The sequence below is a fragment of the Devriesea agamarum genome (assembly GCF_900070355.1).
Lineage (GTDB): Bacteria > Actinomycetota > Actinomycetes > Actinomycetales > Dermabacteraceae > Devriesea > Devriesea agamarum.
In genome coordinates, this window is record NZ_LN849456.1 from 253,998 (window position 1) to 277,690 (window position 23,693).

21 protein-coding genes are annotated in these 23,693 nt (G+C 58.8%); 11 read left to right on the forward strand and 10 right to left on the reverse strand.

The window, feature by feature from the left end; genetic code table 11:
- Positions 1 to 33 precede the first annotated feature (33 nt).
- The gene (locus BN1724_RS01090; RefSeq protein ID WP_231928110.1) at positions 34 to 645 is read right to left on the reverse strand and encodes a DUF3043 domain-containing protein; all 612 of its coding nucleotides are present in this window, start codon (positions 643 to 645) and stop codon (positions 34 to 36) included.
- A gap of 81 nt (positions 646 to 726) precedes the next feature.
- On the opposite strand from BN1724_RS01090, the gene BN1724_RS01095 reads away from it, so the two are divergent.
- From BN1724_RS01095 to BN1724_RS01120, 6 genes are all read left to right on the forward strand, one after another.
- Entirely contained in the window at positions 727 to 2,121 is a 1,395-nt protein-coding gene (locus BN1724_RS01095; RefSeq protein WP_231928111.1) for a dipeptidase, read from the forward strand.
- The gene (locus BN1724_RS01100) at positions 2,121 to 2,384 is read left to right on the forward strand and encodes a hypothetical protein (protein ID WP_058233887.1); all 264 of its coding nucleotides are present in this window, start codon (positions 2,121 to 2,123) and stop codon (positions 2,382 to 2,384) included. The genes BN1724_RS01095 and BN1724_RS01100 overlap by 1 nt, the downstream gene beginning before the upstream one ends.
- Before the next feature lie 284 nt (positions 2,385 to 2,668).
- Entirely contained in the window at positions 2,669 to 3,073 is a 405-nt protein-coding gene (gene erpA / locus BN1724_RS01105) for an iron-sulfur cluster insertion protein ErpA (protein WP_084252644.1), read from the forward strand.
- 498 nt (positions 3,074 to 3,571) lie between these two features.
- A complete protein-coding gene (gene ctaC, locus BN1724_RS01110) occupies positions 3,572 to 4,456 on the forward strand; it encodes an aa3-type cytochrome oxidase subunit II (protein ID WP_157085704.1) in 885 nt (294 codons plus the stop codon).
- Positions 4,453 to 6,147: an aa3-type cytochrome oxidase subunit I gene (gene ctaD / locus BN1724_RS01115; RefSeq protein ID WP_058233888.1), complete on the forward strand. Its 1,695-nt coding sequence runs from the start codon at positions 4,453 to 4,455 to the stop codon at positions 6,145 to 6,147. The genes ctaC and ctaD overlap by 4 nt, the downstream gene beginning before the upstream one ends.
- 5 nt (positions 6,148 to 6,152) lie before the next feature.
- A complete protein-coding gene (locus BN1724_RS01120; protein WP_058233889.1) occupies positions 6,153 to 6,554 on the forward strand; it encodes a cytochrome c oxidase subunit 4 in 402 nt (133 codons plus the stop codon).
- 208 nt (positions 6,555 to 6,762) lie between these two features.
- On the opposite strand, the gene BN1724_RS01125 is transcribed toward BN1724_RS01120, so the two are convergent.
- Positions 6,763 to 7,569, reverse strand: a complete 807-nt coding sequence (locus BN1724_RS01125) for an AAA family ATPase (RefSeq protein ID WP_058233890.1) — start codon at positions 7,567 to 7,569, stop codon at positions 6,763 to 6,765.
- 263 nt (positions 7,570 to 7,832) lie between these two features.
- Here BN1724_RS01125 and BN1724_RS13025 point away from each other — a divergent pair, with 263 nt between their 5' ends.
- Both BN1724_RS13025 and BN1724_RS13030 read left to right on the forward strand, forming a co-directional pair.
- On the forward strand, positions 7,833 to 8,063 hold the full coding sequence (locus BN1724_RS13025) for an ATP-binding cassette domain-containing protein (RefSeq protein ID WP_172797056.1): 231 nt from the start codon (positions 7,833 to 7,835) through the stop codon (positions 8,061 to 8,063).
- Positions 8,056 to 8,442: a hypothetical protein gene (locus BN1724_RS13030; protein ID WP_172797057.1), complete on the forward strand. Its 387-nt coding sequence runs from the start codon at positions 8,056 to 8,058 to the stop codon at positions 8,440 to 8,442. Before BN1724_RS13025 ends, BN1724_RS13030 begins: the two co-directional genes overlap by 8 nt.
- 170 nt (positions 8,443 to 8,612) lie before the next feature.
- On the opposite strand, the gene qcrB is transcribed toward BN1724_RS13030, so the two are convergent.
- Genes qcrB through ctaE form a run of 4 tightly spaced genes read right to left on the reverse strand, consistent with a single transcriptional unit; the run spans position 8,613 to position 12,865 of the window.
- Complete coding sequence (gene qcrB, locus BN1724_RS01135) at positions 8,613 to 10,271, reverse strand: cytochrome bc1 complex cytochrome b subunit (protein ID WP_058233892.1); 1,659 nt, start codon at positions 10,269 to 10,271, stop codon at positions 8,613 to 8,615.
- Between the two features lie 7 nt (positions 10,272 to 10,278).
- Positions 10,279 to 11,319 carry a cytochrome bc1 complex Rieske iron-sulfur subunit gene (qcrA, locus tag BN1724_RS01140; RefSeq protein WP_058235650.1) on the reverse strand — a complete coding sequence of 347 codons (1,041 nt, stop codon included), beginning with the start codon at positions 11,317 to 11,319 and terminating at the stop codon, positions 10,279 to 10,281.
- A gap of 17 nt (positions 11,320 to 11,336) precedes the next feature.
- Positions 11,337 to 12,134: a cytochrome bc1 complex diheme cytochrome c subunit gene (gene qcrC, locus BN1724_RS01145; protein ID WP_058233893.1), complete on the reverse strand. Its 798-nt coding sequence runs from the start codon at positions 12,132 to 12,134 to the stop codon at positions 11,337 to 11,339.
- A gap of 53 nt (positions 12,135 to 12,187) precedes the next feature.
- Positions 12,188 to 12,865 (reverse strand): aa3-type cytochrome oxidase subunit III, encoded by a 678-nt coding sequence (gene ctaE, locus BN1724_RS01150; protein WP_084252646.1) that lies wholly within the window; start codon positions 12,863 to 12,865, stop codon positions 12,188 to 12,190.
- Between the two features lie 286 nt (positions 12,866 to 13,151).
- Here ctaE and trpD point away from each other — a divergent pair, with 286 nt between their 5' ends.
- Positions 13,152 to 14,264, forward strand: coding sequence for an anthranilate phosphoribosyltransferase (trpD, locus tag BN1724_RS01155; RefSeq protein ID WP_231928112.1), 1,113 nt, complete (start codon positions 13,152 to 13,154; stop codon positions 14,262 to 14,264).
- A gap of 98 nt (positions 14,265 to 14,362) precedes the next feature.
- Here the strand turns inward: trpD and BN1724_RS01160 are convergent, their stop codons facing one another.
- From BN1724_RS01160 to BN1724_RS01170, 3 genes are all read right to left on the reverse strand, one after another.
- On the reverse strand, positions 14,363 to 16,147 hold the full coding sequence (locus tag BN1724_RS01160) for a DEDD exonuclease domain-containing protein (RefSeq protein WP_084252647.1): 1,785 nt from the start codon (positions 16,145 to 16,147) through the stop codon (positions 14,363 to 14,365).
- 57 nt (positions 16,148 to 16,204) lie between these two features.
- Positions 16,205 to 18,022: an AMP-dependent synthetase/ligase gene (locus BN1724_RS01165; RefSeq protein ID WP_058233895.1), complete on the reverse strand. Its 1,818-nt coding sequence runs from the start codon at positions 18,020 to 18,022 to the stop codon at positions 16,205 to 16,207.
- A 117-nt stretch (positions 18,023 to 18,139) separates the two neighbouring features.
- Complete coding sequence (locus BN1724_RS01170; RefSeq protein WP_058233896.1) at positions 18,140 to 18,892, reverse strand: alpha/beta hydrolase; 753 nt, start codon at positions 18,890 to 18,892, stop codon at positions 18,140 to 18,142.
- Positions 18,893 to 18,964: 72 nt separating this feature from the next.
- Here BN1724_RS01170 and BN1724_RS01175 point away from each other — a divergent pair, with 72 nt between their 5' ends.
- Together BN1724_RS01175 and BN1724_RS01180 are read left to right on the forward strand one after the other, a co-directional pair.
- The gene (locus BN1724_RS01175) at positions 18,965 to 19,717 is read left to right on the forward strand and encodes a lysophospholipid acyltransferase family protein (protein WP_067635243.1); all 753 of its coding nucleotides are present in this window, start codon (positions 18,965 to 18,967) and stop codon (positions 19,715 to 19,717) included.
- Positions 19,718 to 19,961: 244 nt separating this feature from the next.
- A complete protein-coding gene (locus BN1724_RS01180; RefSeq protein ID WP_058235653.1) occupies positions 19,962 to 21,308 on the forward strand; it encodes a class II 3-deoxy-7-phosphoheptulonate synthase in 1,347 nt (448 codons plus the stop codon).
- A 120-nt stretch (positions 21,309 to 21,428) separates the two neighbouring features.
- Here the strand turns inward: BN1724_RS01180 and BN1724_RS01185 are convergent, their stop codons facing one another.
- A complete protein-coding gene (locus BN1724_RS01185) occupies positions 21,429 to 23,609 on the reverse strand; it encodes a Stk1 family PASTA domain-containing Ser/Thr kinase (RefSeq protein ID WP_058233897.1) in 2,181 nt (726 codons plus the stop codon).
- Between the last annotated feature and the right edge of the window lie 84 nt (positions 23,610 to 23,693).

Genomic DNA, 23,693 nt, shown 5'->3' on the forward strand with positions numbered 1-23,693 from the left:
ATTAGACGCCCCAGAGGTCAGGTAACTGTGGGGTCAGCCGCGGGTGTCGAGCGGATCGCCGTGTTTGACCTGAGCTTTCGGCATGCGCCAGCGACGAATCTGCAGAGCGCGCATGATCCCATATGACACGACCCCGCGTTCTACCTCTCCGAACCTCTCAGTCAGGGTACGGCGGATAAGACCGCGCAGGCGGATCGAGTCGATCAGAGTCAAGATGATACCGCCCCACAAGACGACCAAAAGAAGCGAATGGAGCACAAGGTAGGCAGACGGCACCAGCAAAGGCACGAGCAATATGACGACCATAGTGATGAGTGCGATGGGGAAGAAGTACTCGCCCACGTTATGGCGAATATCGACGAGGTCGCGCGTGATCCGTCGCTGCGGTCCGCGATGCTGCGGTGGCAGATGTCGTTCGTCCCCTGTCACCAGTGCGCGTTGAGCTTGGGCTCGTTCAGCGGCGCGAGCTTCCCGCGCACGACGCGCTGCTTCTTTCCGGTCGGCAGGCACGAGCGGGCGGCGTCGAGCAGCTTCTGCCTCACGTCGGCTACGCGTTGGCCGTCCCTTGGACCCGGGCCGTTGCGCCTGGAGGAAGTCTTCGGTGGCGGCCGCGGGATCGGCCGTCTTCTGTCGTCGTCTCAGCACCCGGTTATTCTAAGGGGCTAATCGGGACCCGACGACCCGCTTCCGTAACGCGGCCTTCTCGTCCACGGTACCGTGATGGGTATGACGCATGCTGATCTGCCCGGGCGCCTTTCGGCCCATATGACCCAGACCCTCAATGACCTGCAAAACCTGGTGAGAATTCCGTCGGTGGCGTTTCCCGGGTACGACCGTGAGCCCGTGGAACGTAGCGCTGAAGCCGTTGCCGAGCTCCTCCGGGGAACGGGACTACCCGATGTGCGCATTGAACGTGTGGGGGAGGGAGCTCCAGCCGTCATTGCGCGCCGTCCTGCGAAACCAGGGCGCCCTACGGTGTTGCTGTACGCCCACCATGACGTTCAGCCCGCTGGTGATCCACATGCTTGGGACTCAGCGCCGTTTGAACCGCAGCAGCGCGGTGACCGTCTATATGGGCGAGGCGCTGCCGACGATAAGGCGGGCATCATGGCGCATGTCACCGCGCTCCGGCTGGTCGGGGACGAACTTGCTGATCAAGGCCTTGGAGTCACGGTTTTCGTGGAAGGGGAAGAGGAATGTGGTTCGCCGACGTTCCGCCCGTTCATTGAAACCTTCGCCGAGGATCTTCGCGCCGATGTGATCGTGGTCGCGGACTCCGCAAACTGGGCGGTGGGCAGCCCCGCATTGACTACGTCGTTGCGTGGCATGGTTGATCTCACCGTGACGGTCTCCGTGCTCGACCATGCGGTCCACTCGGGTCTGTACGGCGGCCCCATCCTCGATGCGCTCACTCTGCTTTCGCGTTTGATCTCGACCCTGCACGATGAGCGCGGTGACGTCGCCGTCCCCGGGCTTGTCCGCGCGGACGATCCGTCGGTGGATATGCCAGAAGATGATCTACGACGGGATGCCGGAGTCCTGCCCGGTGTGCAGCTCGCCGGAGATGGTCCGCTCACCGCACGTTTGTGGACGCGGCCTGCGCTATCTGTGATCGGAATTGATGCTCCGCCGGTCGCCAGTGCGTCGAACACGATGATTCCATCGGCCCGGGCGAAGCTGTCGATGCGTCTTGCGCCTGGGCAGGATCCGCAGCTAGCCATGGCGGCGCTTCGCGATCACCTGTTGGCACATACGCCGTTCGGCGCAACAGTCGAGGTCAGTGAGGGTGAGCAGGGTAAGGCCTTTGAGGCACCGGCTCATAGCCCCGCGATGGATATCGCTCGGGAAGCGTTTAGGGCCTCCTGGGGTAAGGATCCGGTCGATATTGGCCTGGGTGGTTCGATCCCCTTTATCGCCGATCTGCTTGAGGTATTCCCCGGTGTGGAAATCCTGGTCACCGGGGTGGAAGACCCGGATTCGCGGGCGCACGGCGCTAATGAGTCGTTGCACTTGGGAGACTTTGAAAAGGTGTGTCTCGCCGAGGCGTATCTCCTTTTGGCCGCTGTGGATCTCGGCGACAAATCGTCGCAGGCTAGTGCTCAGGCTGCGGAGGGTCAGTAATGCCAGCCCCGGATCGTAAACCTGTCGAAGTCTCCCCGCTCACCGTGCCGCTGATCTTCGTCGGCCTCGTCGTCGGATTCATCCTCGGCTACGTCGTGGGAGGCTTCCTCAGCGCGATACTCGGCGTGATCTGTCTGATCGGCTTGCTGGTTCTGGCTTTTTATCGACCTTCGGTGCGCGAGGCCGCTGCCTGCGGAGCCGGGGCGTTAATCCTCGGGTACCTCGGCGGGATGGGTATTGCGCTGTTGAACCTGTATAGCTGACGCTTATCCAGCCGATACGCGACGTGGTCGATACGAGTCCGAACTGCATTGGCGAGCTGGATGCCCAGATACTGATATCCGGACTACCACCTGTGAGCCATCCCGGCGCGGAGTCAGGTCGCTGAGGGTAGGTGGCGTACCCTTGACACGTATCCAACGGCGGTTCCGGGGCTGGGAGATCTAATTCGCGCCGCATGATCGGGTCAGTGCGTCCATCATCTGCGTGATGTTCGGTGCAGGCCCAAGGAACCGTTGAACTTTCGATCAGAGGAGGCATCCCGACGATGACCACCACCGATACTGTGACTCCTGATTCCCAGGGGAACACTGCCAGCGTTGCGACGCCGGAAGCTGCGACTGCGGCACATGGTGTCACGCTGACGCCGGTAGCCGCCGAGAAAGTGAAGTCGCTGCTCGAGCAGGAAGGCCGGGACGATCTTCGGCTTCGGATCGCGGTGCAACCCGGTGGCTGCTCGGGCCTTATTTATCAGCTGTACTTCGATGAGCGTCTTCTCGACGGCGACAAGACCGTCGATTTTGACGGCGTTGAGGTTGTGGTGGACAAGATGAGCGATCCCTATCTGCTCGGTGCCACCATCGACTTCTCCGACACCATTGAGAAGCAAGGCTTCACCATCGATAATCCGAATGCCACGAGCTCATGCGCTTGCGGTGATTCGTTCGCCTGATCAGCAGCTAGGTATGCGGTGATGCTTCCGTGACGAGGCCGGAGGGCATCATCGGGGTATTGCGCTAGCAGCCAGATCGAAGGCTCTGCCTCGGATGCGGTTCACGCTCTGAGGCAGAGCCTTTTGGCTGTCCATGAGCACGTGATTGTCTACCTGGTCATTGCTACTGCAACGCTTAAATTTGGCCGCGTGATGGCCAGGCCTGTCTGTCCAGGAAACGGTGGACATCTGAGGAGGTTCCGCCGCGCCGTGTCCATCGTAAACGTGCGGCTCAACACGCTAATTCAATGGATTCTGACCTTGTGTCACCAAGAACGCCCCAAAGGGGCTATCCTGTAGAAGATCAGAAAACCGTGTGCGTACACGGGACTCCTCCAGCATCATGCGTTTCGCACCGTCCCCGCGGTCGAGACAGGCCCGGATTTGATCCCTAGGATCAGCCCCGCGGTTGGCAACGACGAGTCTCGATGTCGGCACCGACGAGCGGAAGGTTGGACAGTGCTCCCCCAGACCTCGGACCGCATGCGACGTGGCGGGCGGATCGCGCTAGCGGCAGCTCTTGTGTCACTCGCGCTGGCTGGCTGCACCGAAGAACAAAAACGTGGATTCCTCCCTGGCGATAGCGCTCACGAGATCACGAACCAGACCGGTCGTATTACCGACATGTGGGTTGGATCGTGGATCACTCTTCTCGGAGTTGGGCTTCTCGTCTGGGGCCTGACGATGTGGTGCGTGATTGCGTATCGTCGCAAGCGCACCACTAAGGGCTATCCAGTTCAGCTGCGATACCACGTGCCGATCGAGATGATCTTTACGCTGCTGCCGATCATCATGATCATGAGCCTGTTCTACTTCACCCAGCGCGATGCCACCGAGATTGAGGCACTGAAGCCCAACCCGGATGTGCGCGTGCACGTTGTAGGCAAGCAGTGGAGCTGGGACTTCAACTATGTGGACTCTGATGTCCACGAGCCCGCCGGCGTCCAGTCCTTTAAGACGGGCGAACCGGGTGCGGAAAAGTACCTTCCCACGCTCTGGCTGCCGGTCGATAAAACTGTTCAGTTCGACCTCGACTCCCGAGACGTCATCCACTCGTTCTGGGTGGTCGACTTCCTCTACAAGCGGGATATGTTCCCCGGACACACCACCTCCTTCCAGGTCACCCCGACCAAGGTAGGTACCTACAAAGGAAAATGTGCTGAGCTCTGCGGAGAGTTCCACTCCGACATGCTCTTCAACGTGAAAGTTGTTCCACAGGCGGAGTACGACCAGCACATGCAACAACTGCGCCAGCAGGGCCTTACCGGTCAGCTCGATAACGACTTGAACCGCAACAAGGAGAGTTGGAACATGCGCAACAACAAGAAGGAGGCGCAGGAGTGAGTACGACAACCGCAGCCCCAACGCAGCACTTTGCGCCTGCGCGTAAAACCAGCCTGGGCCGACAATTCGTCAAACTTCTTACCACCACCGATCACAAAACCATCGGCATGATGTACATGGCGATGTCCTTCGCCTTCTTCTGCTTCGGTGGCATCCTCGCGCTGATGATCCGCGCCGAGCTGTGGTCGCCGGGACTACAGGTTGTGGTCTCCAAGGACCAGTACAACCAGCTGTTCACCATGCACGGCACCATCATGCTGCTCATGTTCGGTACGCCGCTGTTCAATGGTTTTGCGAACTACCTGGTGCCACTCCAAATTGGCGCTGTCGACATGGCGTTCCCGCGCCTGAACATGTTCGCGTTCTGGCTCACCCTCTTTGGCGCATTCATCGCCTGCGCCGGGTTCCTCACCCCGCAAGGCGCTGCGGCCTTTGGTTGGTTTGCCTACGCTCCACTCTCGGATACGACGTTCTCACCGGGAGTAGGTGGAGATTTATGGGTCTTCGGCCTTGCTATGCAGGGCTTCGGAACCATCCTCGGCTCAGTCAACTTCATCACCACCATCATCTGCATGCGCATGCCCGGCATGACGATGTTCCGGATGCCGATCTTCACGTGGAACATCTTGGTCACCGGTGTGCTGGTGTTGATGGCGTTCCCGCCCTTGGCCTCGGCCCTGTTGGCGTTGGGTGCTGACCGTCGTTTCGACGCGCAGGTGTTCAACCCGGAAAACGGCGGCCCGGTTCTATGGCAGCACCTGTTCTGGTTCTTCGGCCACCCCGAAGTGTATGTTCTCGCCTTGCCATTCTTCGGAATTGCAACCGAGATTTTGCCGGTATTCTCCCGTAAGCCAATCTTTGGGTACAAGACACTCGTCTACGCCACCGTGACAATCGCTGCGCTGTCGGTCACCGTGTGGGCCCACCACATGTACACCACCGGCGCTATCATGCTGAACTTCTTCTCCTTCATGACCATGCTGATTGCGGTCCCGACCGGCGTGAAGTTCTTCAACTGGATAGGCACGATGTGGAGAGGGTCGTTGACCTTCGAGACACCAATGCTCTTTACGCTTGGTTTCATGACCACCTTCCTGTTCGGTGGTCTGACCGGCGTGATCCTGTCCAGCCCCGTGCTCGATTTCCATTTGTCCGACACTTACTTTGTGGTGGCGCACTTCCACTACGTGATCTTCGGAACCATCGCCTTCGAGATGTTCGCTGGATTCTATTTCTGGTGGCCGAAGATGTTTGGCTACAAGTTGAACGAGCGCCTAGGCAAAATTCATTTCTGGTTCTTGGTGGTCGGATTCCACACCACGTTCCTCATCCAGCACTGGCTGGGTGTTGAAGGCGCCCCACGGCGTTACGTGAACTACCTAGTGGAAGACGGCTTTGAGTGGATGAACCGCCTGTCCACCGTGGGCGCATTCATCTTGGCGCTGTCTACGCTGCCGTTCATTGCGAATGTCATCCTTACGCATATGAAGGGTAAGAAGGTCGAAGTGAACGACCCCTGGGGCTACGGATGCTCTCTCGAATGGGCGACCACCTGCCCGCCTCCGCGGCACAATTTCCACGAGCTACCGCGTGTGCGTTCAGAGCGGCCCGCCTTTGACCTCGCTCATCCCGAAGTTGCGGCGGTTGACCACGTGCTGCACCAAAAGCCTGACCTGGTAAAGGAGCGTTAGACGACATGAAGACGTTCTCGCGGATCTTCATGATCCTCACCCTCTTCTTCGTCGTAATGGGTGTGATCTACGGGCTGTTGTCAAAGTTTGAAGAGCCCATCGGCTTCGCCGCGATCCTCATGCTTGGCGCGATGTCGCTCATGATTGCCGCATACGTCGGTATGAAGAATCGTGACTACCCCGGTCGTCCTGAAGACAATGAAAACGCCGAAGTCTCCGACGAAGCAGGTGTTCAGGGCAGTTTCGCCCCGTACAGCTGGTGGCCGTTCTGGGGCGCAATCGCTGCATCGCTCTGCTTCACGGGTGTCGCCGCAGGCTGGTGGATCTTCATCGGCGGTCTCATCGTGGGTATCATTGCCATCGTGGGTTGGGTTATGGAGTTTTCCCGCGGCCAGTACGCCCACTAAGCGCTTCATCTCTTATGTTTGCAATTGTGTTTGTCGATTGCGAACATGAGTACCCCATCACTCCGGGCCCCGGTCGTCTAATGCGGCCGGGGCCTTTTGCTACGCGTTGATTGGTACGCCTGTTTAGCGGCATTTGAGGCTGGTGTGATCCGTTGGAGGGTTTTCGAGCGATTGCTTGCGTCGTGGTCATTGCGGCGCGTGGATGGGTTCAAGGCAATATTGCAGTTACCGCTGTCCTCAATTGTCCTGCCAGGGCAAGGGGCGTGGCCGCGGTAATCTCTAGCTCGGAGATTCGGGGTCCGAAAGCGGCCTTTACGGCTGCTGCGAATCTGCGCGCCTCTGCCGGACCCGATATGTCTGTTACACAAACGTCTACTCGCGTGGTCGGGAGATGCAGACTCCGCATAATCCCTAGAAGATGGTCGAGGATAAAATCGTCGATCGGCTCGGGCAGGTGCTGCGAACGTCCTCCTGCTCGGCGAATATTTTCGATAACCCGGGGCAGGGGAGAGGTCCCATCAATAGCGACAAAGGTAGCCGGGTTGATCGGTTCATACCTCGCGTAGAAATCATTGAGTGCATCGTCTGAGACGAAAAGTGCATTGGCGCCCGACTGGCTATTCCGTAGGCGAAGCCTATGTTTGATCGCAGCCCGGCTAACAGGAAGGTTGATGTGGACTGGAACGGCGTCGTTACCGGTTGCAAAAGAGCTCATTGCCAGACGCTCTGGCGTACTCCACAGGCCATGATCGTAGATAACGTCGTGCCCAGATCGTAGTGCGCTAGTCATGTGATGCTTCGCGTTGCGGATCGCCTCGCATTCATATGAAAAATATTCGGCTTCCGGGTAGTCAATTCCATAGGCGCCGTGAGTTTCATAGACCAATTCGTCGACGGAGATCCGCACGGCTCCCATCCGGGCCACCTGCGACGCAAACGTGGCTTTACCTGAGCCGGTGATGCCAGACAGTAGCATCAGAATCGGTTTCTGAGGTTCGGGTCTGGCGTTGCACATGCCTTATTTATAGCCTGTCTCCTCCCTAGGCTCGTCTCATTTATGGAGGCAATAGGGTGGTCAGGTTGAGGTATGGAAGTTATGCGACGGTCGAGTTGAGCTCTAGAAGTCATCGAGAGGCCAGTGGTCTTTGTGTACCGGTCGCTAAAAGTCCTATATTCCGAAGTAGACCTCAACCTATACCATGATTAATTTTATTAAGATACCGTATGGTCGATAATGTGACCGATGTTGAGTAGACTATGCGCCGCGACGCTAGCGTTTTGTTCATCGATGAGCCCGCGGCCTTGCTGGATGCGGTAAACCCGCACGCGGTCATCGATCTGTTTGCTGAGTTTGCAGAACGTGGGGCAACAGTCGTCGTGTCTACCCATGACAATGAAATGATCACAGCCTGCGCCCATCGCCATGAACTGAATCACCTGAGAGTATCCGTTCCGCATGGCCGCACTGCTTGCGGCGGCAGCCACTCGCTGAGGAGAAATAATGAATGAGTCCGGTATATCGCCATCCAAAATGCGCATAGGTTTAGTGGTTGGCGTGATTATCTTGGCCGTTGGTTCTATTACAACTGCTTCGATACTGGCCTTTGGATATATAAGCTCAGAGAACGTGAACACGCATCCACCGTGTGACCAGCTTCCCGGCGTGGCTGAGGCGCGCCGAGGGCTGGAAAGTAATCCTGATCTGCTGTCGAAATTGAACCAGGTGGGGTCAGGGGTGTCGGTCCGTGTTGAGTCACCAGGATGTAAGAACCCTGATCAGGCCCTGATCGAGGTCGTATATTCAACAGATGAGGAAGCTACGAGGATAGAGGATGTTTTGACTCACGGAAGTGGTTTTGGTGTTCCCGTATATGTCCGTGAGCGGTGATTCGATGGCTTTCGCGCTAGCATAACCTCCTGCTAGGCATGTGAACCGCCTGCTGCGTAGATGTAGAAGCGCCGCCGGATAAATCTCCGGCGGCGCTCTCTTTATGTGGTAAACGATTGGATATCGCTAATTACCGTGGGCTGGATGCCCTCATAGCATCCAGCATGTGGTTAGTGCGGCAGTTCGGTGGAACCGCCGGTAACTTTGTCGATCCGATGCTGCTCATGGTGAGAGTGCTCCAAGGCCTCACGCAGTTCCTTCGGGGTAATCGGTTCAATACGATCACGGAAGAAGAACGAGCTTGCTTTGGCACGCAGACCAGAGACACCGTGCCCGGCTTTAAGCGGACGGTAGTCGTCGTGCTGGAGGAGGACCCACCGATCGTATTCGTTGAGCGGTTCATGGATCTCCAACATTTCACCGTTGTCCATGCGGACAACCTTCGAGGTTTCCCGTCCATGAAGCGCCAAATCTCGCTTGTGCCGCTGGATGGACAGGCACAGACGCTTAGTAATGATGAACGCGAGGATCGGGAATACGAAGAAGGCGATGCGATACAACCAGGTGAGGTCGTTAATTGAGAGCGATAGGGCAACGGCCAACAAGTCGTTCGTAGCTGCCAAGCAAAGAACCAAGTAGCACGTAAGCCAGGCGACGCCAAATGCGGTCCTCACCGGGGCGTTGTAGGGGAGGTCCAGAACATGATGTTCGCGCTTGTCACCGGTCACCCACGCCTCAATGAACGGGTAGAGGGCGAGGGCCGCCAGCATGATCCCGTAGAAGGCTAGGGGGATCAGCATATTTAGCGAGATCACGTATCCGAAAATTGTGAACTCCCAGCCCGGCATGAGGCGTAGACCACCATCGGTGAAGAGCATGTACCAGTCCGGCTGTGAACCGGCGGACACCGGGGATGGATCGTATGGTCCGTAGTTCCAGATCGGGTTAATAGCGGTGGTCGCCGAGATCAGAGCAATGATGCCGAAGACGATGAAGAAGAAACCGCCAGCCTTCGCCGTGTAGATCGGGAACAGGGGGAACCCGACGACATTGCGGTCGGTGCGACCAGGGCCCGGGTACTGGGTGTGCTTATGCAAGACCACGAACACCAGGTGCAGAGCAATCAGACCGAGGATGATCGCCGGGATCAACAGAATGTGAACCGTGTACAACCGCGGAATGATGACGTGCCCGGGGAACTCACCGCCGAACATGTAGAACGAGATGTACGGACCGACTAGCGGAATGGATTTCGCTAGGCCATCTGCAATGCGCAGGCCATTACCGGAGAGCACATCGTCGGGCAGGGAGTAACCGGTGAAGCCCGCGACCATGCCGAGGATCATCAGGGTGAACCCGATGAGCCAGTTGATTTCGCGTGGCTTGCGGAATGCGCCGGTAAAGAAAACCCGGAACATGTGCACGTAGATCGCAACCATGAACACGAGCGCGGCCCAGTGGTGGATTTGCCTAAATAGCAAACCGCCGCGGACCTCAAAGGAGAGGTGCAGGGTCGACTCATAAGCCTTGGACATCGCGATGCCTTTAAGAGGCTCGTAGATGCCGTCGTAATGAACCTCATCCATTGAGGGGACAAAGAACATGGTGAGGAAGGTGCCGGAGATCAGCAGAATGACGAAGCTGTACAGCGCCACTTCACCAAGCATGAATGACCAGTGGTCCGGGAAAATCTTCCGCGCGAAGCCCTTGACAACGTACGATGCCGAGGTTCTGGAGTCGATCCAGTCGGCGCCAACGTTGCCGAGTCGTTCCATGCGGCCAGGCTTGGCCGATGACTTGGTCTGCTTCTGAGGGGTAAGGGTCGTCACAAGTGCCTCACTTCTTCTTGTGGATGTCCCAGAAGCTGGGGCCGACGGGCTCGGGGAAATCGCCCTTCGCCACGAGGTAGCCATCTTGGACCTCGATAGGCAGCTGGGGGAGCGGACGGTGTGCCGGGCCAAAGATCACTTTGGCCCCGTCGAGAACATCGAATGTGGACTGATGGCATGGGCACAGCAGATGGTGAGTTTGCTGCTCATACAGCGCCACCGGGCATCCGACGTGGGTGCAGATCTTAGAGAACGCGAGGATGCCGTCGTAACCGTGCTTGAGGCTTTCCTTATCCTCAATGCGGTCCGGGTCAACACGGACGATGATTGCCGCTGCTTTCGCGCGTTCTTCGAGGTGGTCAGGCGTATCCGGGGTCAGACCTTCCGGCATGACATGGAAGATGGAACCCACCGTCACATCGGAGGCCTTGATCGGAGTACCGATCGGGTCTCGCATAAGCCGCAGGCCCTTCTTCCAGAAGGTGTGATGGAGCTTGTCTCCCGGCAGCGGGCCAAGCGTGCCCAGCGGGAACAGCGCTGCCAGCGGGAGCACTGCGAAGGCGCCGATCATCGACCACTTAATCAGGGGCCTACGTCCAATACCCGAGTCGTCGAGGCCGTTCTTCAAAATCTCGGCGGCCCGAGCCTTAGTATCGGGATCCCCTGCAATGGCGTGACGTTCTTCGACCATCTCGTGGTCGGGCATGAGAGTCTTCGCCCAATGCACGGCCGCCGCGCCAATAAAGAAGACGGCGATGGCGAGTCCGAGGCCGATGAAGAGGTTGGACCACTTCACCGCAGCTAAAGTCTTGGACTCAGCGAGCAAGTTGAACTGGAGCGGGGTAAATAAGAAGTACGACGCGATGAAAATTGCTGTTCCCAGGATGGACAGCAGGAACATCCCGGCGACGAGGCGTTCAGCCCGCTTAGCCGCCTTCGGGTTGCGGTCGGCGTTACGCAGTTCGTGAGGGGGAAGGCCGGGATTTGGAAAACCCCCGTCTTCCTTAGGGACAAGAGCCTGTGGGGTGTGATCGTCGGTGTGTGTCATCTCGTGCTGTTTATCGTTCACTTAGCCTTCGCCCCCAGCCACACAGCGCAGCCAAGAAGCAGCGCCAGTCCGATCGTCCATGCGTACAGGCCTTCGGTCACCGGGCCCAAAGAGCCGAGTGCGAAGCCGCCGGGGGAACCGTTTTCCTTGAGCGCGTGGAGGTAGGCAATGACATCGGTCTTGTTCTGAGCAGTCAGGTTGTCATCGGAAAAGACCGGCATGTTCTGCGGGCCGGATTCCATCGCCTCGTACACGTGCTTCGGCTGCACATCCAGCAGAGGTGGTGCGTACTTACCGTGGGTCAGCGCACCGCCTGCGCCTGCGGCGTTATGGCACATAGCGCAGTTGGTTCGGAAGATTTCACCACCGCGGGCGGCATCGCCGTTAGCGGGATCGGTGTATTTGGCATCGGGAACCGACGGGCCGGGGCTGAGCGACGCAACATAGGCCGAGAGCTGACTAATCTGCTCCTCGGTGAACTGCGGCGGTTTCTTTTGTGCCTGCGGTCCGCTCATCTGAAGGGGCATGCGCCCGGTGCCGACCTGGAAGTCGACAGCCGCAGCGCCAACTCCGATCAGCGACGGTCCGACGGTCTTACCGTTTTCTGCCACCCCTTCGGCGTCACGGCCGTGACACGTAGCGCAGTTTGCCAAGAAGAGCTTGTGGCCCTCCTGAACATCCTGGGCAGATGCCACCTCTGCCTGTGCATCGCGAGGGGCAAGGGCGGCGTACAACCCGCCGGTGGCGATGAGGGCTAGGAGAAGCATCACCACATACGCCATGGGGTGATGTCGGTGAGCGGCTAGTGCCTTCACGGCGCGAACCTCAATTCGTGGGCTTGGGTCGGGGACGGGGTGGTTAGCTGGGATCAAAATGTTGCTGGCACAGCTCCGGTGACGGTGTCGAGCCAGTAGACGATGAAGTAGAGCGCGATCCACACCACATCCACGAAGTGCCAGTAGTAGGAGAGGCAAATAGCGCTCACAGCCTCATGGTTCGTGAAGCGCTTTGCGGCGAAGATGCGCCCGAGGACGAGGAGGAAGACGACAAGGCCACCCGTCACGTGCAGGGCGTGGAAGCCGGTGGTGAGGTAGAACACGGAGCCATAGGGGGAGGAGGACATCGTGATGCCCTTATGGATGAGCTCTGCGTATTCGTAAGCCTGGCCAGCCACGAAGATGGCACCCATGATGTAGGTCAGGGTGAACCACTCAATGACACCCCAGGATTTGAGGTTCAACAGTGAACCTGTGCGTCGCTTCTGGTGGCGTTCGGCGGCAAATACGCCGAACTGGCAGGTTACGGAGCTTAGAACCAGGATCGCCGTGTTGACGGAGGCGAATCCTTTCGCAAGCTTAGGAACCTCTTCAGCCCACACGTCCGGTACAACAGCGCGCAGGGTGAAGTACATGGCGAACAGTCCAGCGAAGAACATCAGCTCACTCGACAGCCAGATGATGGTGCCGATCTGAGTCGGGTTCGGCCTGCTCACGGTATGGCTTGGGGAGGCACTCGGGGCAAGGGTCGCAGCAGTCACGGTACTCATTATGTCGTGTTGTCAGGAAAATTGTGAACGAGACACGGAGAACGTCAATCCGGGGTCGTCACCATTGACCTGGAGTGGACGGGACACGTCCAGTGTAGACGTCCTGACGCCGTGTCGTCTCGTTGTTCAAGAAATCGGGGTAAATCAAGCCGTAGCCGGGGACGATTCGATACCAAATAGGTGTGGTCGGGCCGTCCGGTTAGTCATGCCTACCGGAGTGGTATGCGCTGCACAAGCACCTGAAACGCGCAAGCAACCGAGTCGGGAGGATGGCACAATCATGGGCATGTCCATGCCAAATGCTGCATCACCTGGGTCCGAGCACAGCGTGCCATCTGCAACGGAGGTCTCTGTTTCTGAGGGCGTCGATCAGTCTGAGAGCTGGCAGGAATTAATGCGTGCCCTGGCTCAGGGGAAGGACTTAAGTCCCGGTCAGGCGTCGTGGGCGATGGACTGCATGATGCGAGGCGACGTTGGCGGTTCGCAGATTGGCGACTTCTTGGTGGCACTTCAGAAAAAAGGTGTGTCCGGACCTGAGCTGCGCGCTTTGGCAGACACCATGGTCGCGCACGCACTCAGCCTGGTCGCTCCTGACGGCGCAGTCGATATCGTCGGCACCGGGGGTGACCAGGCGCATACGGTCAATATCTCAACCATGGCAGCCATCGTGGTCGCGGCCTGCGGCATCCCGGTCGTGAAACACGGCAATCGCGCATCCACGTCACGCTCGGGATCGGCAGATGTGTTGGAAGCGCTGGGGGTGCACCTAGGGCTTCCGGTGAGTGATGTTGAACGTATCGGACACGAGGTCGGTATCACGTTCTGCTTTGCGCAGGTATTTCACCCGGCGATGCGGCATGTGTCCCAGGTTCGCCGTGAGCTCGGCATTCCTACGGTGTTTAACATCCTGGGACCGATGACGAACCCTGCGCGACTGCGCTCCATTGCCGTGGGGGCAGCACATCGGCGCACCGCAGAACTCATGGCGGATGTTTTTGCGGCTCGCAGAACTTCTGCCTTGGTCTTTCGCGGCCGCGACGGTCTAGATGAGATTACCGTTTGCGATGTCACCGATATTTTTGAAGTACGCGGGGGTTCGATAACTCCCCACGTGTTCGATCCTCGAGATTTCGGTATCCCTTGGGTTTCCTCTGAGGCTCTGCACGGCGGAAGCGCACAGGATAATGCGGCCGTCGTGCGTGAGGTGTTTTCCGGCCGGGTCGGTGCAGTACGGGATGCTGTGCAGCTCAATGCAGCCGCGGGCCTGGTGGCGGCGGGAGCGGGGGGCGGTGTGTTCCAGGACCGTTTCCATGCAGCGTTTGACCGGGCTGGTCAGGCCATCGAGTCCGGCGATGCACAGCGGCTGCTGGAGCGCTGGATTCAGGCGTCATCAGCCTAAGACCGCTACGCCTCGGATACTCGGATACTCGGCACTGTTGTCTGCCGTTGCCCGCCACCCCTCACCGTCTGACCAGCTAAGCCTGTGTGGACTGAGCCTCACCTGGTCGGGGCATTCAGGTGGGATACAGCCCCTTCCCCGTCGCCTTCGGACAGGGCGCCTGCGACGAGGACTGATTCATCGAAGCGGGCCCTGGGTGCAGAGCCCCACAGTCCGTCAACCTTCACCACCCTGACACCGGGTGCCTCTAACCAGCGCAGCAGCAGCTCAGCCTCCTGGTGGTAGCCCTGACATAGCGGGCTTGCATGCTCAGCTTCACCCTGCCCCGTGGAAGCTAGAGCATGAGCCGCGGCTAATGGGTCTGCGTGGCGGGCAATAACCACGCTTCCTGACAGCCGCCCATAACGGACAGCAAGTAGCTCCCAATCGGGCAAGGATCTGCGGGCGGCGGCTCCGATACGTCCAGAGTTTTTCCGGTCCCGGACCTCGGTGCCAGCTGGACGGGCTGCGATCAAAAGCTGACACTGCGCGAGCTCACGTAGGCGGCAGGCACGCCGTGCGGCATGAAGGTACATCAGTGCCCGATCCCTTACCGCCGCTGCATCCTCATACCGAGATTGCTCGGCCAAAGCCATCATGCGAGGCCGGATCATCTCGATAACCGGGGTAGGGTCATCGACCATAATCCGTCGCAGCGCATCATGATGTTCGAGGGGGAAGCCCTGCCCCTGCGTAGAGGTGTGAGAATCACCTGGGGATTGTGGGCATTCCAAAGACGTGCCACGCCCACCGACAGCATCTAGTAATAGAGCGCGCAACGGCTCAACGTCATGTCGAGAACGCAGGGGGCCAATATGAGCCGATCCATCGGATTCATCGCGGGCGATGAGCGCTAAGCGCAGCCCCGTCTCACTCGGCTGGCGCGAAGTCAAGGAGGTGCCGGGCCGAGGCCCCAGCCGCAGCCAGGCAGAACGCTGACGCACGCTCTGGCGATTCGCACAAGGCCGGTCGGCGGCAATCGCTCGAAGTTCGCGCACCGCAGCCTCGATTTCCGTGGAGCAAGGAATCACATCGACCCGAACAGCGCGCGGCAACATGTCCAACACGGGACGCCGACGCTCCGACGGGGTGAAATAGGTCCGCACCCGGGATTTCACATCCAAGCTCTTCCCGATATACAGAGCCTTTCCCTGGGAATCCAGAAATCTATAGACGCCGGGGGAGCTGGGAAGTCCCTCGGCGAGCGCTCTTTTCGCCTCTTGAACCGGAGTGGGCCGATTATGAGCGAGGCGCAGGCCCTCCAAGGTGGTGATCCCCCGCGCAGAGAGTCGAGCGATCAGATGATGCAAAACATCCACGGTGGCGCGCGCATCGGCTAGGGCCCGGTGGTCGGGAGTCGTGGTAGCACCGACGTACGCTGCGAGGGTTGCCAGTCGGTGATTGCGTACTTCATCCCGTTGATATTCGGATCGTGCCAAACGCAGAGTGTCAATCACCGGCTGGCCCGGCCAGGGGATACCAGCGCGTTCAGCATGAGCACGTAAAAACCCGATGTCGAAACGGGCGTTGTGGGCGACTAAAACTGAGCCGCGCGCGAACTCTAAAAACATGGACACCGCCACCCGAGCAGGCGGGGCATCCTGGACCATCGCGTTGGTTATACCGGTCAGCGTAGCGATAAAGGCCGGGATGGGCTGCTCGGGGTGAACAAACGTGCGAAACTCCCCACGGACCTCCCCGCCCACCGTGCGCACCGCGCCGATTTCGGTAATCGAATCGGATTGGGCGTTAGAGCCGGTGGTCTCCAAATCGACCACCACGAAATCCACATCCTGAAGCGGATGTCCGAGATCATCGATGGTTAGCTGCTGCGAAGTGCTCACGAATGCAGGCTAGAACGGGACAGTGACATACGAGGCGCAGCAGCGTCAGCCTCGGGGCTAGTTGCCGGGCCGTGGGCGCGCATAAATGGATTCGATAACGTCGGCGAAGTCATGCACCACAACATTTCGCTTGAGCTTCAACGACGGCGTCAAATAGCCATTGTCTTCGGTGAAATCGGCGTCGATGATCTGGTAGGCGCGGATGGATTCAGCCCGCGAAACAGACGTGTTCGCAAGATCAATCGCCTCCTGCAACGCAGCGCGAACTACCTCATCCTGCGCTGCATCAGCAGCAGACATCGCCGGGCGACCATGGTTGCTCAACCAGGTCGGCAGCATTTCTTTATCCAGGGTTAGCAGACAGGCAACAAATGGCTTTTGATCGCCAACCACAATGCACTGACTGACGAGCGGATGGGAACGTACCGTGTCCTCCAACATGGCAGGAGCAATGTTTTTCCCGCCCGCAGTCACGATGATCTCCTTGGTGCGACCGGTGATCGAAATGTAGCCGTCGTGATCTATTTGCGCGATATCCCCCGTGCGGAACCAACCATCGCGCAGAGCTGCCCGCGTGGCTTCCTCGTTGCGATGGTATCCATCGAAAACCATCGAACCCTTAACCAGTAATTCACCGTCATCCGCCAGTGCGACGGCGGCGCCAGGAAGAGGCATTCCAACCGTCCCCATCTTCACGTTCCACGGCGGGTTAATGCTGACCGGTGCCGTGGTTTCGGTTAATCCGTAGCCTTCAAGAACGGTTATTCCGACGCCTCGAAAGAAATGCCCAAGCCGCGATCCGAGCGGTGCACCCCCGGAAACTGACCAGCGGACCCGTCCGCCAACGGCCTGCCGGAGCTTCCGGTACACCAGTGCATCAAAGGCCTTGTGGCTAGCCCGTAGATGCCACGGGACATGCCCTGTATCCAGTGCCTGCGAATAGCTTTCCGCGCAGTGAGCAGCGGCAGAGAATATCTTTCCTTTGCCCTCTGCATAAGCCTTTTGCTCTGCACTATTGAAAATCTTCTCGAAGACGCGGGGGACCGCGAGCAGAAACTCAGGACGGAAGGATGCAAGATCGGGTAAAAGAGTTTTCACGTCCGGCGCATGACCGACGGTGGCGCCAACGCCAACTGCAAGCACCGAAATGAGCCGGGCGAACACGTGAGCAAGCGGCAAGAACATCAAAGTCGATGATCCCGGCGGCATAACCACAGCGCCAAAAAGAGACTCGGCATTGCGACAGGTATCGATGAAGTTGGCGTGGGTTAAACGAGCACCTTTCGGTCGCCCCGTGGTCCCCGACGTGTAAATAATGGTGGCGAGATCGGCGGCCTTTCGCGATACGCGTGCGCTCTCGACTTGAGCATCCTCAATCAGTCGGCCTTCATCACTGAGCAGCTCAAGGTCGCCCCTCTCAATAATCCACACCCTCTGGACCCCGGGGATCTCCTCACGAACCTGGTCGAGATCCTTCGCGTGGTCGGTAGATTCCACGACCGCAAAGCGAGCACCGCTATCGGCCAGGACCCAGGCGAGCTGAGAAGGCGATGAGGTTTCATAAATGGGAACAGACACCCCTCCGGCGAACCAGATGGCCCAGTCCACGAGGCTCCACTCGTAGCGGGTTTTAGATATAAGTGCGACGGTATCCCCGGGTTCTAAACCCGCGGCCAGCATGCCCCGAGCGATTGCCCTTACCTCACCAAGGAAGCGATCAGATGTGACATCTTGCCAGTGCCCGGCATCGTCTTTGCGCCGGAAGATGGGGATCTGCGGCCACTGATTATGCCGGTCCAGCAGTAACGACGTGATGTTGTCCTCGGGATCGCAATGAGATACCGCCGCGACTGCGAACTGGTGACGAGTGGTCATCAAATCTGTTCTCCTTGGCTTCTATCCGGCCAGATTAAGACAATGTGCTCAGTGCTGACGTGGAGCCAACACGGCGATTGTACGGCTAACGTGCTCGCTCTCGGGGCGGATGCGCGGTCAGCAGACCTCCTCGAAAAACTCGATGCAGGATTTATGGATGAGCTCGGCGTCGTAATCCTGGGTCGCAACGTGGAAGCTATGAGCCAAGGTCAGACGGCGAAGCGGACGTGATCGCACGTGCGCCGCGATCTGGTCACTGTCGTGCACATTCACCACGTGATCGACCGTCGAGGTCATGAGCAGAAGTGGGGCGGTTACGGAACTCAGCTGGCGTTGCACATGCCGGGTCAGCTGGCGCAGCTCAGCCACGCTGCGCAGGGGAGTGCGTTCATAGGATTCCTCGCGTCCACCCGGCTTTGCGATATCGCCTCCGATCGAGGGCACACTGGGAATAACAGGAGCAATGAACCTGGCAAACCTGGCGAGCTGAGACGGCACTGTGAGCGCAGGATTAACCAGCGCCACCGCGCTGATGAGCTGTGGTTTTTCAGCTGCAAGAGCAAGCGACAGGGTTCCGCCCATGGACAGTCCGCACACCACCACGGTCTCGGATGTGCGGCTGAGATGGTCGAGCTCAGTGGCCACCGCCTGGTACCATTCGGTCCAACGAGTTCTCGACATGTCCTGCCACGAGGTGCCATGCCCGGGAAGTAACGGAATGCTGACATCCCACCCTGCAGAGTCCAGGGCTTCGCCCCAGGTGCGCATGCTCGCGGGCGAACCCGTGAAACCATGACAGAGCAGGGCTGCTCGGGACGGGTTAGAGTGAGAGCGACTTCGCCACGGCTTTGAGGCATCGGTGAAGGTCATGCCCTATAGTGGCACGCCAGCGGCACGCGTGACGTGTGGTGTGTCGATCCGTCGTCCCGAGGAACGCCCGCTGTGTTCTACGAAGCCGCCAAGGCCATCGTTGCCCCCCTGGTCCATGCGATCTATCGTCCGACTATGACGGGGCAGGAAAATATCCCGTCGCGAGGCGGAGTGCTGCTCGCAAGTAACCATGCCTCATCCGTGGCTGACACTGTCTTTCTTCCCATCATGGTGCGGCGCAAGGTTCGCTTCCTCGGTAAGAGCGACTACTTCACCGGCCGCGGTCTGCGGGGCCGAGTGGTCCGCTATTTCATGAAGGGAGTCGGGACACTTCCCGTGGACCGCACGGGAGGTCGCCATTCGGATGCTGCCATTCGTTCAGGTCTGACTGTTTTGGGGGCAGGCGGTGCGCTCGCCATTTACCCGGAGGGCACGCGCAGCCCCGATGGCAGGCTGTATCGCGGCAAAACAGGTGTGGCGCGACTGGCTCTGGAAGCTCGGGTTCCGGTGATTCCGGTAGCCATGATTGGCACCTTTGATGCTCAGCCCCCGGGACGATTGCTTCCGCGTCGGTCACCGCGCGTCAAAGTGGTGATCGGTGAACCGTTGGTGTTCGCCCAGTTTTACGGGACCGCCCACGACCGGACGGTCTTACGAGCTGTGACCGACCACATCATGATGACAATCCAGGAGCTATCGGGGCAGGAATATGTGCCCGAATATGCCTCGGTCGCTAAACGACGTTTGCAAGCTGAAGCTAAAAAATCCGCTGAGGCAGAATCCGGCATCGCAGATTCTGATGCTGACGCGGGCTCGGCGTCCTGAGCAGCAAGCCCGGGGGTGCTGAGCGCTAGCTCGTAAGCCGACTCGGTATGTTAGTCCGGATGACACCTTCCGGGGCGCGTTCTGAGGAACTGACGTAGTTGTTATCTGCGTGCGACGAGACGTTCCTTACGTCCACAGAATGAGCGATCTCAAATGTTGTCTGTGGGATGCGGCGCTCGCCCTTTAGGCTGGGGCCGTGAATCCTCTCAGACACGATGCACCGGTCCACGTCCGCGATTTCTCGCTGACGGCTAGCACCGACACCCTCAATGTGCTCTCGACGTGGCGTGAACGTCCGCGTTTGCAGCAGCCTTCGTGGCCTGATGAAGAGCATTTGAACCGTGTGACCAAGGCTTTGCGCACTGCCCCGCCGCTAGTTTTTGCCGGCGAGGTGGATGTGCTGAAATCTCGTCTGGCAGCGGCCGCACGCGGAGAAGCGTTTCTGCTCCAAGGAGGGGACTGCGCTGAGACGTTCGCGGACTCCACTGCGGATAGGATCCGCAATAAAATTCGCACGATTTTGCAGATGGCAGCGGTTTTGACGTATGCGGCATCCATGCCGGTTGTGAAAATGGGTCGGATCGCGGGCCAGTTTGCTAAACCGCGGTCCAACGATATGGAAACCCGCGATGGTGTGACATTGCCTGCCTACCGCGGAGATGCGGTCAACGGGCATAAATTCACCCCTGAATCGCGTATTCCTGACCCTGAGCGGCTTTGGCGGATGTACACCACCTCCGCGTCCACTTTGAATCTGCTGCGTGCATTTGTCGGCGGAGGGTTTGCAGATCTGCGCGAGGTGCATTCCTGGAACCAAGGTTTCATTAAAGGGCCAGGTTATGACCGATACGAAAAACTCGCCCATGACATCGACAAGGCGATTCGCTTCATGGGAGCCTGTGGAGCTGACTTTGAGGCCCTGCGATTAGTTGAGTTTTTTGCGTCTCATGAAGCGCTTTTACTCGATTACGAAGAGGCTTTATCTCGCGTCGATTCTCGCACCGGTGAGATTTACGATTGCTCCGGTCACTTCCTGTGGATTGGGGAACGGACTCGCCAACTTGACGGTGCCCATGTGCAATTCCTGGCGAAAGTGCGCAACCCGATCGGGGTGAAACTGGGACCGACCAGCACGGTGGAAGATGCTCTGCGTCTCATTGATGTTTTGGACCCTGACCGAGAGCCTGGGCGTTTAACGTTTGTGACTCGGATGGGCGCGACCGTGATCCGAGACCGGTTGCCGGAACTAATCGAAGGGGTCCGGGAAGCCGGTGCGCAGGTTGGTTGGGTGACCGATCCAATGCACGGCAACACCATCACCTCCTCCAACGGGTATAAAACCCGACGTTTTGAAGACGTCATGGACGAAGTCCGTGGTTTCTTTGAAGTGCACCGAGACCTCGGCACGGTGCCAGCTGGTTTGCACATTGAGCTCACCGGTGACGACGTCACTGAAGTGCTCGGTGGCACCGGGCATATTGACGAACTCGGCTTGGAACGCCGCTATGAGACCTTAGTGGATCCTCGTTTAAACCATCAGCAGTCGTTGGAACTGGCCTTTTTGGTCGCGGAGATGCTTAAAGACCGCTGAGCGATGTGTTTGTACCTCTTTGTGCCTCGCGGTATAGCGTGCCCCACGGTGCAAAGTGCTCGCTAAACGTCGAGGAATATGTGGCGCGGCCAGGTGTAAACCGGGGCCAGATACTTTACGCTAGATCACTTTAATGGTGATTGTGGAGCCTCGAATTGCCTGCTGCCCGCCAGCCACGGACTGGGAATACACCAAGTTGAGAATCGGTGCACCGTTCGGAGATTCCACCGCGACCTTGAAACCAGCCGCTTGCAGGGCCGCGGTCGCATCCTGCTGGGATGAACGCACCACATTAGGAACCTGCACATAGTCAGGGCCTTTAGAGATCACTAGTTTGACCTCTTGGCCTCGGTGCAAAGTACCGCCGGAGGGTGACTGGGAGACCACACTCCCCTTAGCGACCGTCGATGAGAACGCCTCGCTAGTGGTCACCTTGAAGCCTTTGTCTTCCAAGGCGGTGCGAGCATCAGCCAGACTGCGTCCTGCCTGGTTGACTACCTGGATCGGCTCTGGGCCTTTAGAGACCACAACCGAAATGGAGGTTCCGCGGGGAACCGAGGCTCCCGAGGGTGTTTGTGAGATCACAGCCCCGGCTGGAACGGTTTCTGACCATTGTTCATCGGACAGGGAGAACACTAATCCTGCTTGTTCAATTGCCGAACGGGCTTCGTCTTTGGGTTTGTTGACAATGTCAGGAATCGCAAAGAGCTGCTGGCCTTTGGAGATGTTGAGTAAAACTGTGCTGCCCTTCGGGCGATCGCTGCCGGACGCAGGGTCAGACGAAATGACATGACCCGCGGGCACTGAATCGCTGAACTGTTCGTTGGTTCGAGTCTCCAAATCGACAGCTGCTAACCGCGCTTCAGCGTCGGAGAGTGAGACCCCCACGGTATTGGGCACAATGCGCATAGCACCAGGCCCCTTTTCTTGGTACCACCACACGCCAGCCCAGGCTGCTGCCGCGAGCAGGACCAGCACGCACACAATCGTGATCGCAATCTTGACCGGACCTCGCGGACGCGTACGACTGCCCATCCGGCGGCGAACCGGAGCCAGAACAATTCCTGAAATCGCGCGTTTGCTGCCACCCTGCTTGGGCGCGGCGCTGACTGCGTCGTGATCGCCGGCCCCGCCGTCCTCGCCGCGATGATCGCCCTGGTCAACGTCGTCAAAGAGCTCAGCTAACGAAATATCTCGGGGCTGGGATGAGCCGTTGGCTGCGTCCTGGTTGGGAACGGGAACCACGGCCATGCCGTCAAAACCTGACCGATTCTGGGCGGCAACAAAATGGCCGTGCTGTGGCCTACCTACACCGAAATCATTCGCGGACGCGCCATTCCGAGGCTCATCCGGAATCTCGCTGAGCACCCCATCCAGACGTGCGGTTTGGGTGGGCATCGGGCCAGTCGAATCAGAGGTCAGTGGCACCGGCTGAGCGTTGAGTTCTTCAGCGCTTAAGCCGGCCTTGATCTCGCGGATGCTCTGCAGCAAAGTGAGTGCTGATTCCGGACGATGCCGAGGGTCGCGGGCTGTGCACCAGGCTACGAGCGAATCTAGGGCTGGTGGGACGGTTGCGACGGCGCGTGAGGGAGGTGGGACATCGTCGTGTACGTGCTGAAATGCCACCTGTACCGGAAGATCCCCGGTAAAAGGCTGACGGCCCGTCAGCATCTCATACGTCATAATGCCCAGCGCGTACAGATCACTGCGTTCATCTGCTTTGCCGTTTGTCACCACTTCGGGGGCGATGTACGCAACGGTTCCGAGCAGGGTGCCTGACGCTGAGGAGGTTGAGGTGCCGATAGCTCGGGCGAGCCCAAAGTCGGCCACTTTAGTCAGGCCACTTGCTGAGATGAGAACATTTTCCGGTTTGATGTCGCGGTGGACGATCCCCGCCTGGTGAGCGGCTGAGAGGGCATCTAGGACGTCGAGGGTGATGTCGAGGGTTTCGCGGACGGTGAGGCACTGGTAGGCGCGCAGGTGATCGCGCAGAGTCGTCCCTGTGACGTATTCCATCGCCAGGTAGGTCACGCCGTCGTCTTCACCCTGATCGTGAACTGCGACGACGTGGGGGTGGGACAGCTTGGCTGCCGCTCGCGCCTCCCGGGTGAAGCGTCCTAGAAACTCACCGTCGAGGGCGAGATGGGGGTGCATGACCTTCAAGGCGACCACGCGCTCTAGGCGCTCGTCGGTGCCGCAATAGACCGTTGCCATACCGCCGCGGGCGATCAAGCGATCAACACGGTATCGCCCGTCGAGGAGGCGACCAATCAAAGGGTCGCGAAGGCTGGTCGAAGTCACCTTCCTAGTTTAGGGAAAGGTGTATGGCTCTCGTCGGATTGACATCGGCTAGACGTGTGATCCTTGGGTGAAATAATTGTGGTG